The following is a 12,826-nucleotide window of genomic DNA, read 5'->3' on the forward strand; positions in this document are numbered from 1 at the left end:
GAGCTACAAGCATAGGTGCGGTTCATGTCCCTTAAAGATAAGTGCAGGTCAAATAAGATTCATGGTATTGATAGCACTTTGACTCCACTTTGGTGTCAGGATAATCAGGAATAGACCACGGTGTCTACCTTGATATGAAGACATGCCGAGCTGACCCCGCGGTTAATGGATAGAAACACCCTAAAATGCGATCACCCATATCATCTACCTAGAATCACCTAATCGCACTAACCATGTTTGAGCAAATCGTAAACACACAATAATCTCTTGAATTCGGTACAGTTTCGATCACTGTAAGATTTTAAGTACTGCTCAAGATCTTCAATGGCGACTATTTGATTATAAGCTGACCAGATTATCGAAGAAGATTTGTTTGTTGGCGCAACTGTGTCATCATCCAATATGGCTGCTATGGTGAGATGATTCGTTTTAATCCGATCCTTTGTTGCATCCACTACTGTCTCGATTTTTGCTTTCTGCTGCTCTTTAAGGCGCTCTTCATCTCTTAGATTTTTACATACCTTCGAGAAGCCAAATACTGGGAAAAATTGGCTGGACTGAATTTTCTGTTTGTTAATAAGTTCAAGTAGCTGGTAGTTTGACTCTTCTAATATCTTGAAATAGTTGCTAATCATTTCTGATATTGTGAAGTACTGATACTGAATTGTTTTGGCGGAGCCGATCGCAAGAATTTTGTCGCTATTTTTTAGACTGTCCAAATCTTCAGTGATCGTAACTTTTATTTCTCCACCTGCAAAAATTTCTTTGACGATATTTTGTACTTTGCGAACATCCATCGCGGTTACTGGTAATGTAAGTCCGGAAATGGCCTCGTAGACGCTTGCGAAACTATCGGTTTTAATTTTATTAATTCTTATGGTGGAAGAAAATCCCTCAAGATCAATATCGTGCTCTGTAATGTCCGTTGAATTTGATCCTGCTTCGTATTCAACTAGCAAAAAGTTTTCTCTAATTTTCTTTGCGTGTTCAGAATTTGGTTTTACATATGTGAATATTGTGCGTAAAAGAGCTTTAATATTTTCATCGCTTACGCTATATCCGATAAAAACGATTGGGTTGTGTATAAATAAAGACAGCAGTTGGGCGCGGATGAGCTCGTAGCGGGCGAAGAATGCCTCATAATCAGCTTCGCTAATGATAATCTTTGTGGGGTGATCTACGCATCCGTGGATCTTGTAAACTGATCCGTAGGGGTTGCTAAGTAATATGTCATTTCCGATTAATGGAGAGAATTCGAAAAAAAGCTCCAGAAAACGATCATAGTTAGTTGTTATGATCGATCCTATGTTTTTGCTTGCGCGTTTTAGGGCAGCGAGCTCATCTCCGTGCTCTTCTTTGATATTTATTTCTCCAAGGAGATGGGATATGTAAATTTTGAGTCTGCTGACGCTCACCCCATTTTTCATGTTTTCATAGAACGCATCATTTACAAATTTTAGTGGGCCATCACGATCATGCGCAATTTCTTTGTTAAATACCTCTTCTAATCTGCTTGCTATCCGGTCATATCGGAACTCGCCATCTACTTCGCATCCTGCTTTGATATCGTAGTAAAACTCGTCAGTACCGCGCAGGTCGCAAGAAATTTTCCTGAGTAAGCCATCCCATGTATAAGACTGGTTAAGATAGCGCAGGCTGACGCCTGTTCCGACGAATAAAATCGGATGATTTCGGTATTTTCCGATGAACTCTTCGACTTTCATAGCTGCCCCGACTCGATCATGATTTTGAATAGCTAGGATTTATAACATTCCACAGTGCGTACTTGCAGGCTGATGTTGCAGCCTGGCCGGCCTTGCTCCGGTAGAGTATTCGAAATTGTCAGTGACACATGGATGATCCGCCACATATTTTATGCAACTGTATAACGCAGCAAGTCATCATCTTATTGCTGCCATCAGCCGCTTCTGCCGATGAGCGGATCCTTTGGATGCATTTGAGAGATGGTTGCCGTAGAAAAATCCCAGCGCAGGTTGACTACCTAAAGAGCACGCTTGGGGCTAGGCTAGCTTGTTCGTAAGGTACAAGTACCTAGATTTTTAACATAGAAATGCAGAAGCCGCATATTTCTTGACCTGATAGTTAATCTTTCTTCGAGGAGGGGGACGTTTCAACATTTTTGGCCGATAGCTTGTGATTGTGACCGCCTTGATCAGGCTCTACTCATAGATCAAAAGTCCATGATTGTTGTAGGCGTCGAGCAAGCAGCCGGGTCGTCAGCAGGTAGTAATACCGCGTTGCCTGACTTCGCTGGCTGAGGCGGTGTTCGAGAAACCATGCCAGATGTTTTCTCTGCCAAGCCCAAGGCATTCTCGACGCCAGCGCGCAGCGATTTCGGCCTGGATGATTTTTGCCTGACGCAAATGGCGTTGTCGGGTTGCGTGCGAACCGGTCAGCACGCCAGCCAGGAACAGTTCCATATCGAAGGGCCTACACATGCTGGCCACCGATATAGGTAGCGACCACATCGATCCGATCGTGCCCAAGCTCATAGCTGATTTGCTGTCGGGCGTCGCGGTCAAGGTTCTGATCTGATTCGTAGCAGCGACCGCCATTGATAGGTGCGCGGTGCTGGGTGATCTGCTCGTAGCGTTCACAGGCGTAAGCCGCTCGCAGTTCATGAAAGCCTTTGAGGTCATGCGTGTGCAGGACATCCCGCGCAGGGCGTACTACTTGCTGCAGCACACTCATGTAGCTTTTGTCGGGCGCAATCAGGTTTCGGCTACCCGCTGGCGAAACCCGCTCCGCAAATCCAAGCACATCGCTAACGCGGTGATCCACTGCAATCCAGCGCAGCGCTGAAGCACCGGCACGGTAGCCTTTTGTGCCGCCTTGGATGTTGATCTTGCCGAGGTCTTTGGTCTCTCGGCATAGCCGTGACGGGGCTACCGGGATGGTCTCATTCAAACGCACCATTGGCGCGCGCTCATTGAGCGATGACAGAGATACTTGGAATCTGGGGCTTGCAGAGCACGTTGACTAGAGGTCTTCACCGTCAAAGCGCTTTTGCTCAGGCTCCCGGGGTTTTGCAGTGCGGCAGGCATTGTCTGAGAGGGGCGCTGGGGTGCGAGCCATCAGAATAGTCCTCGATATCGAACCGAGTCGTATCCCTGGCCTTATGCTTTTGAGCGCTGGCTGGCAGTGAAAAAATCGACGGAACGCCAAAACGAAAAAACCCGCCAAAAGGCGGGTTTTCAAGGGTTCCAGAGAGGTAGGTTAACTTCAGTGGAACCTCAAATGGTGCCGGCACCAGGAGTCGAACCCGGGACCTACTGATTACAAGTCCAGGATGAAAGCCAGGAGGCAATGGGAAAACCACCCAAGGCCCTGATTTTTTTGGACATTAACGGTTATTGAGCACGCATAACGATTGGCGGTGTGGACGTTATGTGGACACTCTGAAGCGTGTCACCTTGCACAGCGCTTCAATTCCTTTCACACCGTGAAAAACCTACCATCCCCGCGAGCCCCGCGCCGCAGCTGGCCTGCAGCACCTCTTTCATCACCACCGTGATTTGCACAATTTTCTGATGCAAAGCCCGCCGGCGGGAGGGGGATAAGTCCGTTTTCGAGTCGATTTTTTTTCCTGGCGTCGATTTCTCAGCGGCACGGGATCTGCCACAGCTCGTCGAGCCTGGTGGTGTAGGTCGGGCTCAGGAACTCGCGCCGCATCTTCCATTCTGGGTCAGTCGGTACCGCACCTGGTCGAATGGTGCTGCTCCCCCATCTGGCGTTGATGGTGTCCAGCACCTGTATGACGCGATCCGAGCTTTCGGGCTGCTGTTGCGCGAACAGATCCAGGGTGTGCTCATTACGGCCGCATAGATCGAGCAGCAGCACCTCGGCTTTGGCGTACGAGAAACCGCTGCGATAGGCCGCTTCCAGAGCGCGATTCGCGGCCTGTATGAGTTGCCTGGTGTCATCGGTCGGGTAAGGCAGCTTGACGGCCACCCCGTTGGCGAATTTGGCCTCGTCTGCCGATGTAGCGACGCCGACCGGCCACTCACGCGAGTAATTCTAGATTTTTATAGTCATATTGTTTCAAGCATCGTTTTTCGGGAGTTGATCCACAAACGACTTTTTTGAGCCCTGCCCTATTTTTAAACTCTCTAACTCTTCAAACACCTTGCTGAGGGACTGCGGATTTTCTAGCAACATTCTGTCCTTGATCACGATGGTACGATTTTCATCAGTCAGTCTGCAGACATCCCTGATTATCTGATCCACAATTGGGCTAAGTATTTTCATGTCGTGGGTAACAATCGCCAACGCATAATCTTCAGATGTAATTCCATCTGAAAGCACTTGGAAGTGCGATATCCGCTTTTCTCGATCTGGGTCCGGCTCAGGAAAATTGCTGTAGTCGCCCTTAATAAACTTCATGACAGAACTTATACTTTCCGCGGCCACCTCATTGAAGGTAACTTCGGCAGCCCCAAACTGGCCTTCAAAAGCGGATGGCGAGACCGCGCCTTTCATAAAGATCGGCAGAACTGTTTTTATTAAATACTGACCCACCACCGAAACGGTAAAGGGATGAACTTTGAAATCATGAAGCAAGGGGATTGTGATTCGCTCATACATAAGGCTCATCACTGTATCCGATATTACACTCATAGTTTTGAAGGTAAAGAATTGACGAACCGCTTCAACTTTCTTCAGTAGGTCATCAAATTCATTATTTGTAAGATATGCATAAATATCTCTATGATAACCAAATATGTCTAAATGCCCTAAGCTCACTCGTTTCTCACTCGAGACCCTCGATATCCTTTGTGTAAGCTCTCTAAGATGCTCATCAGTTAGCAACGCTAAACCTCTACGATCCAACGCAGCCTCAATTGCGGGAATGATGCTTTCAGAGTCGACGTAGACTTTCGCCTTGAAGAAGCATGACGCAACGCGGTGATTACCAGACAGCCTTACATTTAGATCGTTAGCGTCAAACTTTAATAACTTGAATGATTTTATTATTTCGGCGACCTGGATAACTGGCGGAGACTCTCTGAAGAACTTAAAGCCTTCATAGAAATTCACTACAGCTGCGACGTATTCGTTAAATTCTTTGCTCTCAAGGTCTGTATCGATCACAGAGCAGTGGGAGTCGAAAAACTTCTGAGCATTCTCTGTAAAACCGCCAGATGCATACATATGGTATTCAAACTGCTGGCAATCCGAAGCTAAAGATTCATCAATTATGCTGTGCAGGGCAAATTTAATTATTTCTTTGCAAGCATCAGGCTTTCCCAAACGTTTGGAGAGCTTTTTGCACTGCACTACACCTATTCCCCCGAGAGCTGATGACAGGATCACGTCTCTTCCCCGCTCACCTGTGCCCTGCATCAAGGAGACCTTTACTTCGCCTGAACTTTTATCTAGGGAAATTTCATCTTTTATTAATGTGTAGACGAGAATTTCAAATTCCCGATCTTCCAAGTCTCCATAAGGAAAGCCATCGAGACCTGCAATTAAGGAGCTAGGCTTAATGACTGCACTTAATTCAGCTTCAATTTTTTCAGGACTGACTTCCTTGCGCATTCTGGTTATATCCTTTGACATTTGGATGGGTAATTATTGCTGCAAACAAATTGAGTTAAGCTTACTCCACAGTTTCTTGGTGGGTTCAGCTGCTTTGCCGAATTCAGCTGCGTCGGCCGGGCTCGGCGTAGGCCCGGGTACGTGCGTATGCGCAGCCAGTTGGGTGTTCATCTGTTCCACCAGGTCGCACAGGATCTGCAGCACGTTGACCGACTCCGAGCCCAACCAGGTCTTGGGCGCCAAGCTGCGGCGTATGCCTTGGATGCGCTCGTAGTGCTCGGCGTTGTCCATAGCCTCCACTTTCCGCTCGATGGCCTTGTCCTCGATCCGGCCATCGGTCTGGCGTAGCCAGTTGCCGTCCGCGTCTTCTGCCGTTGTTTTTCTGTGCGAGCACCATTTGTCGCCATCCTAACCGAAGTGTGTATCGTGTGTATCAAGGCATTGACCGCACGGCTATTGGTGTGTACCATACACACCATCGAAAGGCAGAAAGGAGGGCCGGATGCGAAGTAGAGAGGTGATAGATCTGATTGTTGCGGATGGATGGTATGAAGTGGCGGTGAAAGGTAGTCACCACCAGTTCAAGCATCCAACGAAGCAAGGTCGGGTAACTGTTCCACACCCGAAGTCAGAAATAGCGGTAGGAACACTGCACAACATACTGAAACAAGCCGGCCTCAAGTGAGGCCGGCCACACCTCTCAAGTGTTCGGCCAGATGTGTGATCGGGACTGCGCAATGTCAGCCCCTTAGCTAAAAGTTAGAGGTTCAAGAAATGAAATTTCCAGTCGTACTGCACAAAGACGCTGATTCGGACTATGGGGTGACTGTGCCCGATGTACCGGGCTGTTTCTCGGCAGGCGCCACTGTCTCGGAGGCTCTGGAAAACGCACAGGAAGCCCTGGCACTTCACTTTGAAGGCTTGGTGGCTGATGGTGATCCGCTCCCACGTGCGAAGGAAGTAGACGCGCATATGGGGAATCCCGACTATGCCGGCGGTGTATGGGCTGTAGTCGATTTCGATGTGACCCCGTATCTGGGGAAAGCTATTCGTTTCAATGCCACTCTGCCGGAAAATCTCCTGCAGCGGATTGATGACATGGTGAAGAAAGACCACCGCTATGCCTCCCGCTCTGGCTTTCTGGCCACAGCGGCACTGCGGGAATTGTCGGTGGCATAAGCCGGCAACAAAAACGACAAGGGCGCCGATAGGCGCCCTTTTTCGTTATGCGGTGATAGGTTTCAGCTTCCCAGCCAAGGACGTTGCCGTTGCGGCCTTTGTGTTGAATCCGGCGGCATCGCCCGGGCTGGGAGTTGGCCCCGGCACGTGCGTATGCGCCGCCAGCTGGGTGTTCATCTGCTCCACCAGGTCGAGCAGGTCGCAGAGGATCTGCAGCACGTTGACCGACTGAGAGCCTAGCCAGGTCTTGGGCGCCACGCTGCGTCGTATGCCCTGGATGCGCTCGAGCATGTCGCCGCCCACTGCGCTGTTCAGCTTCTGGCCCACCACCAGGTTCAGGTCGCGGCCGGTAGCCTGGTGCAGGTCGTCCACTGCAGCCAGGCTGGCAGAGCCGCCCGATAGCAGCTTCAGCGCGCCCAGGGCTTCCACCTTCTTGATGCCGCCCACCGACTCGGTGCTGTGATCCAGGATCTGCACCGAGCTGCTGTCGTAGTGCTCGGCGTTGTCCATAGCCTCCACTTTCCGCTCGATGGCCTTGTCCTCGATCCGGCCATCGGTCTGGCGTAGCCAGTTGCCGTCCGCGTCGACGCGCTGCTGGCAGGCCTCGCTGTGCTGCCACACCTGGTCGCCTTTCGGTACCCGGGGCAGGCTCAGGCCCTGGGCGAGGATCTGCTGGATAAAGGGCTTGTGTGGCAGGCCATAGGCGAAGCACACCACCACCGCGGTACCTTCCTCGGGGAAGCCATACATGCCGGCCTCCTGGCCGCCGTTCGGTACCGGCAGCGGCAGGCTCTGCAGGATCGGCAGATCCGGATCCGGCTCGCCGTTGGGCAGCAGCACTTCCACGTCGACGGCGAAGCGTGGGCGGAAGTCGTCGCACAGCCCGGGCTGCGCCGGCGCGTCCGGTACAGCGACCACGCGACCGAACCGCGGCAGGTGGTAGCCGCCGGTCAGTTCAGGGAATTGGCGCTCTACAGCGCGGCGAATTGCGTCTTCCATCGGATGGCCATCTGCGTGTCGACGAGCGTCACCGAGGTGATGCGTTCGTCCTGGTTGATCGATACGCCTGGTCGCAGCCCGGGCAGGGCCGCCACCATCGCGCTTTGGTTGCCCTGGTAGCCGTCGAACAGCTCGGCCGGCAGTGACAGGGCGCTGCGGGTGCCCCAGTAGCTGTGCGCCCAGCTGCCCACGTACACCTCGCCGTCGCCCTGCTGTTGCCACATGAAGTCCGGGATATCAAAAACCCGGGCCAGGCTGTCTAGGGCCTGATACCCGTTGGCGAGGCTGTAGAAGTACGGCGCCTTGACGCGGGCGTATGCCTGATCCGGTACCCGGAACTGCAGGCCGGTGCGACCGCCGATATCGGAGAGCACCTGGTGCAGATCCACATGCCGCAAATTCATGGGCAGCGGCAGGGCCAGCACGCTGGTCAGCTCGCGGCAGAACAGCACCTGCTGCTGGGGGTGCGACGACGTGCAGCGCTCCACGTGGCCGATGAAATGGCGCTTCAGCGGGTTCTGGTCATAGCCGATATCGAGCGTCACCAGGCCGCGCACCGCCTCTGTGGCGGTGATGGTGAAAGTCGCCCGGCCGGGGCTGCGCAGATCCAGCCGCACCTCGTCTTTGATCAGCGGGTACGGCTGGCCGGCGACGGTCAGCACCTTGTGCAGCTTCATTCCAGGGCCTCGTCCAGGCGCTTCAGCACGCGTTCGAAGCCGGTCAGCTCGACCGGCTGTTCGCCCTCGCCGGCGGCGCCGGTCACGGCTTGCCCCGGGGCGGATTGCTGCTTGACCGGGTTGCCCGGCCGGCGGGTCTCCACGCGCTCGGAGTTGGACAGCTTCTCGGCCAGGGTGAACTGCACACGCCAGGCGTGCAGGGTGTCGTCTTCGCGAGCGCTCACGCCCTCGGTGAACTCGACCTGACGCACGCCGAAGGCCTCGGCCGTGTCGTTGACGATGCGGTACGTCTTGCGCTGCCCGCCGGCGCCGGTGGCCTCGGCCAGGCGCATGAGCGCCGTCAGCTGGCCCCGCTCGCGGTAGGTGATCATCAGCGCCACGGTTAGCGTCTTGGGCTTGAAGCCTTTGTGCGCCGCCGCGGTGTTGCTGGTCTGGCCGGACATATCGGCCGATTCGATGCGCAGGTTGGCGGTCACCTTCAGCGACTTGCCCTGCACCTTTTGACCATCTAGCAATAGCGTCATAGGCCGACAAGCTCCTGGACGAAACTCAGGCCCTGGCGGGAGCCCACCAGGACGACGCCGGCGCACAGCACCCACTCATGCCCGGGCGGATCGAGCTGCAGCAGCTCGGCGCGTAGCTGCGCCGGGTTGCCGGGGCCCAGCAGGCGAGCGCGTATGGTGTCGTCAGGTGTGCCGCCCTCGAGCAGCGCCTGCAGGTCGGCCAACTGCTGGTTGCGGCCCTGCTGCTGCGCCGACTTGCGAGCGGCCAGGGCCGCCAGGTCAGCCATGGGCGAGCTGTCGGCCGCGTAACTCTCCAGCACGGCCAGCTGGCCGGCCATGGATTGGCGCGCCGCCTTGGTGATGGTGCAGCGCTCCAGGGGCAGCGACTGCCAGCGTGGCAGGGGCTCGGCCTTGGGCATCGTCCACTTTTCCACCTCGAGCTGCGCCAGGTGCCGCGCTCGACGTTCAGAGCGCACCAGATCCGGTACCGGCATCAGCGCATTGAAGCGAGCCAGGCTTTCGGCAAAGCGATCGTAGCGCGTAGCCAGGAACAGGATCGGCAGTGCGTACAGCTCAGCGATCGGCGCCGGCGCCGGCGCCGCGGCCAGCTTCCCGGCCAACAACTGCACCAGGTTCGGCGCCGACAGGTAGCGCTGGTGCCCGCGGCCTTGGCCAATGCCCGACTGAAACGGCGTCACCGCCAGGCATGCCGGCGACTCGCCCAGTTGGCTGGCCAGGGCGCCGCGGCCTGTGGCGATCACGCCCTGAGCGGCGTGGCCAACCGGCCCCGGGTTGGTGGTGGCCACGTTGGCGAGCCCGGCCAGGCGGGTGGCCGTGGTGGCCAGCTCGCCGCCGGCAACCGACTGCGCCGCCTCAAGCTCGCCCATCCACTGGGTCGCCTGGGCTGGCCAGCGCATCGTGACAGGGCTCCAGATCATGCCGGGCTGCTCGGCCACTGAATCGCTTTCGGATAGCTGTCTTGCAGCGACACGCGGTTCAGGGCGATGCGATAGCGCTTCCAGGCGTCCAGCTCTACACGTTCGGCCTCGGTGGTGTCCTCGAGGTCGGCGGCATCCTGGAGCGGTGCAATGCGTGCGGTGGCTTCAGCCTGCAGGCGGTTGCGCTCGAGCACGGCCGCGCTGATGAACGCGGTACGGGCCGACTCTTCGTCAAATGCCCAGGCGCCCTCCTGCCAGGTGTGGTGCAGGGTTGGCCGCGGCTGAGTGGTAAAGCCTTCAGGCAGCGGCCCAAGCTCGGCATGCTCGCGTGGTTGACCGGAGTCGGTGCTGTAAATCGTGCCGCGGTTGTCCTCGAGCAGTTCCCAGCGGGTGTGCTCGATGCGGCACGCCACGCAGCCCTCGACAGGTGCGGGCGGCTCGGCCAAGGTCGCCAGGCCCGGAACCAGCCATTTGTCCGGGTTCATGGGATCAGGATCGGCGAAGCCGGTACCCAGCAATTCGCCGGTCTGGCCATGGTAGTGATAAACGACGGGGGCGGTAGTCATGGGGCGACCTCAGTAGCGAATGCAGACAAGCGGGTTGATGTTGCGTGGGCGTGTGACGCCGACCGAGCCAGTTACCGGCGCAACGCCGGTGGCGGCCATGAGGCCTACCGAAGCGGGCCCACTGATGCCACCGGCGCCGGCGCGTAGAAAGCTGGCCGAGCCGAACTCCGAATGGGTATGGCCCTGTAGGCTTTGATCCTGCCAGCTGGCCCACTCTCGGCCAGAGTCACGATTAGCGCCGTCGTCGTAGCCGCGGCGGAACTCCCCGCGGGCATCGGGTAGGACGAGGTATTCGCCGGTCGTGCTTCGCGTGCCTGTTGGAGTCCCAGGATCGGTGCAGCGGTAGCCCCAGGCCGCGGTGGCGTTGAGGGCGTCCCCCACATAGATCGCCGCGTCCAGTTCTGGGTAGCCAGCACGCCAAATCGCCGCGCCATTGGCCTTCAAGGTTCCGGCTGGGGGTGTCCGGCTAAAGGTTTCGATTAGCGTCCCAGGGGCTTCAAGTTCAAGCACGGTACGCATACCGCGCGCGCTACCGCCTGCAAGCACGAAGCTTTTAAACGCGGTGCCGATATTGGCGGTGCTGAGAGTTGTATGAGAGCTGGCCATGACCTCTCCGGCGATGGTGACCTCTCGCTTCCAGGTCACATGGCTCCAGCCTGTGTACCAGGCATAGTTGCCACCGTAACCGGCACTTTTGTAGGCCGTGACGGCGAGGCGCGGGATATAGACGATGCCGCCGAAGTCGAACCGAATGTTAACCAGCCCGTTCTCATGGCTCAGGAATACGCGCACGCCACCGCCACCGAGCGGCGAAAAATATCCGCTGATGAACGCGGCGGGCAGATAAAACGCCCCTTCGTAGAAATACCAGCTCAGGTGCATTTCGAAGGGCGAGGTATACCCGTTGATGCAGCCTTTGATGGTCAGGTGCGGCATGACGGTGGAGTCGATCGGGATCTTCGTCCTGATCATCACGCCGCTTTCCTGGCCCGACTGAGTGATGTCCAGGCACTCAACGGTGAATTTTCCGGTTAGCGGCTCGGTGCGCCACTGCAGGTCGTCAGTGATGCCATAGCCTGCCAGCGTGGTGGCCTTGTTAGCCTTGGTCTCCAGCGCTGACAGCAGACCATTCACGCCGGCGAGCGGGATCCCTGTAAGGCCCCCGCCGTTACCATGCAGCACGCCGCCAATGACGACGCCACCGCCGTTTCTCAGCACCTGAACAGCCCAGTTGCCGTTGTCATTGAGCAGGCCGAAGCCGTTGCCGTCGTGATAAACCCAGCCGCGCCCATTGACGCCGATCACCAGGTTCGACGCGCTCTCGATCGGCCCGGTCATTGCGCCGCCGCTCAAGGGCAGGCGCTGGTTGATGGTCTCGGCCAGTGCCTGTCGAATGGCCTGCACCATGCGCGTGGTGGCCAGCACTTCGCCGCTGTCGCTGACGATCGCGCTACTGATGGCGTTGGGGATCTGATCGAGCCCGACATCCGCTTTCGTCGTAGCCCGGGCACGCAGTTGCGGGTAGTCACCCACTCGCGCAGCAAAGTGCTTGATCAGCTCGCCCTCGATCGGCTCAGGGGCTCGGAGATCCGTGATCACGGCCGCGCTTTGGATCTTGGCGATCGGCACCAGGTAGTGCCTGACGCCAAGGCTGTCGGAGTAGTCCACCAGGTCATCGCCGAACACCACTCGGAAGGTGCCCACCACGTCGCTCAGCTCGCGCTGCAGAAGCACGTCCAGCCAGGCCGTCGTCGGCGCTGCGGGTACCGCTACCGGCTGGGCGGCATTCAGCTGAAGGCGGATACCCTCGACGTAGGCGATACCGGGCTTCAGCCGGTACTCGCTGCCTACTTTTTCAAGCTGGAGCGCGGTGCCCAGGAAACAGGCCCGGCCGAACATGTCGCGGTTGCTCAGGCGCTCGCGCTGATCGATGCCGGCAAGTCGAACGGTGAAGTCGTGCTGCCAGGTGCTGGCGTCGATCGTTACCCCGGTGAGCTGCTGCGCACCGTCGAACACCACCATAAAGTTCCTGGTGACGTTGTTGCCCAGCTGGAGCGGCGGGATATTGCGGCGCTTCTGCTGAGTCGGCAGGTAGGCCACGGCCAGCAGAACGTCGTTATCCGTCTCCAGGCCAATCCAGTTGAAGTCGAAGTCGCCGATATCGCTGCCCATCATCAGGCTGTAAACCACCTGGTTGGGGTTCACGTAGCCTGCCTGGGTAACCGCGTAGGTGCCGACGATCTGCGCCGCCGGCGGCTTGCCGGCCGAACGGCTCACAGCAGCATTCGGGTCGAGGTTCGGCACGTTGGCCAACACGAAGCGCGCCACGTTGACGGTTTGCTTGGCGGCCAGTCGCTGAGCGATCAGGCTTTCGCCGTCCAGGGTAATGCTTGCGCCCACGGGGC

At 56.6% G+C, this 12,826-nt stretch carries 12 protein-coding genes and 2 pseudogenes; 2 read left to right on the forward strand and 12 right to left on the reverse strand.

Annotation, left to right across the window (positions count from 1 at the left end; genetic code table 11):
* Positions 1–227: 227 nt before the first annotated feature.
* The 6 genes and pseudogenes from QRN22_RS02610 to QRN22_RS02635 form a co-directional block, all read right to left on the reverse strand.
* Entirely contained in the window at positions 228–1,724 is a 1,497-nt protein-coding gene (locus QRN22_RS02610) for an SIR2 family protein (protein WP_042555526.1), read from the reverse strand.
* 460 nt (positions 1,725–2,184) lie between these two features.
* Positions 2,185–2,459: pseudogene (locus QRN22_RS02615) on the reverse strand (hypothetical protein).
* Positions 2,452–3,004: pseudogene (locus tag QRN22_RS02620) on the reverse strand (integrase domain-containing protein); the annotation flags it as partial. The pseudogenes QRN22_RS02620 and QRN22_RS02615, both read right to left, overlap by 8 nt.
* A gap of 617 nt (positions 3,005–3,621) precedes the next feature.
* Positions 3,622–3,972: a DUF4113 domain-containing protein gene (locus QRN22_RS02625; RefSeq protein WP_042555525.1), complete on the reverse strand. Its 351-nt coding sequence runs from the start codon at positions 3,970–3,972 to the stop codon at positions 3,622–3,624.
* Between the two features lie 90 nt (positions 3,973–4,062).
* Complete coding sequence (locus QRN22_RS02630; protein ID WP_042555524.1) at positions 4,063–5,559, reverse strand: hypothetical protein; 1,497 nt, start codon at positions 5,557–5,559, stop codon at positions 4,063–4,065.
* 33 nt (positions 5,560–5,592) lie between these two features.
* The gene (locus tag QRN22_RS02635) at positions 5,593–5,850 is read right to left on the reverse strand and encodes a hypothetical protein (RefSeq protein WP_042555523.1); all 258 of its coding nucleotides are present in this window, start codon (positions 5,848–5,850) and stop codon (positions 5,593–5,595) included.
* A 211-nt stretch (positions 5,851–6,061) separates the two neighbouring features.
* Between QRN22_RS02635 and QRN22_RS02640 the strand changes: the two genes are divergently transcribed.
* Complete coding sequence (locus QRN22_RS02640) at positions 6,062–6,244, forward strand: type II toxin-antitoxin system HicA family toxin (protein WP_082045858.1); 183 nt, start codon at positions 6,062–6,064, stop codon at positions 6,242–6,244.
* A gap of 89 nt (positions 6,245–6,333) precedes the next feature.
* Positions 6,334–6,738 carry a type II toxin-antitoxin system HicB family antitoxin gene (locus QRN22_RS02645; protein ID WP_042555522.1) on the forward strand — a complete coding sequence of 135 codons (405 nt, stop codon included), beginning with the start codon at positions 6,334–6,336 and terminating at the stop codon, positions 6,736–6,738.
* 45 nt (positions 6,739–6,783) lie between these two features.
* Here QRN22_RS02645 and QRN22_RS02650 read toward each other — a convergent pair whose 3' ends face one another.
* The 6 genes from QRN22_RS02650 to QRN22_RS02675 are packed head-to-tail and all read right to left on the reverse strand — an operon-like array spanning position 6,784 to position 12,821.
* Entirely contained in the window at positions 6,784–7,737 is a 954-nt protein-coding gene (locus tag QRN22_RS02650; RefSeq protein WP_042555521.1) for a hypothetical protein, read from the reverse strand.
* Complete coding sequence (locus QRN22_RS02655; RefSeq protein ID WP_042555520.1) at positions 7,710–8,414, reverse strand: hypothetical protein; 705 nt, start codon at positions 8,412–8,414, stop codon at positions 7,710–7,712. Before QRN22_RS02655 ends, QRN22_RS02650 begins: the two co-directional genes overlap by 28 nt.
* Positions 8,411–8,938: a baseplate complex protein gene (locus QRN22_RS02660; protein WP_042555519.1), complete on the reverse strand. Its 528-nt coding sequence runs from the start codon at positions 8,936–8,938 to the stop codon at positions 8,411–8,413. The genes QRN22_RS02655 and QRN22_RS02660 overlap by 4 nt, the downstream gene beginning before the upstream one ends.
* Entirely contained in the window at positions 8,935–9,855 is a 921-nt protein-coding gene (locus tag QRN22_RS02665) for a hypothetical protein (protein ID WP_042555546.1), read from the reverse strand. The genes QRN22_RS02660 and QRN22_RS02665 overlap by 4 nt, the downstream gene beginning before the upstream one ends.
* Positions 9,852–10,421 carry a tail fiber assembly protein gene (locus QRN22_RS02670; protein WP_052493842.1) on the reverse strand — a complete coding sequence of 190 codons (570 nt, stop codon included), beginning with the start codon at positions 10,419–10,421 and terminating at the stop codon, positions 9,852–9,854. The genes QRN22_RS02665 and QRN22_RS02670 overlap by 4 nt, the downstream gene beginning before the upstream one ends.
* A gap of 9 nt (positions 10,422–10,430) precedes the next feature.
* On the reverse strand, positions 10,431–12,821 hold the full coding sequence (locus tag QRN22_RS02675) for a phage tail-collar fiber domain-containing protein (protein ID WP_052493841.1): 2,391 nt from the start codon (positions 12,819–12,821) through the stop codon (positions 10,431–10,433).
* Between the last annotated feature and the right edge of the window lie 5 nt (positions 12,822–12,826).

Origin of the sequence: Pseudomonas sp. MEJ086 (genome assembly GCF_030209025.1) — a bacterium.
GTDB lineage: Bacteria > Pseudomonadota > Gammaproteobacteria > Pseudomonadales > Pseudomonadaceae > Aquipseudomonas > Aquipseudomonas fulva_A.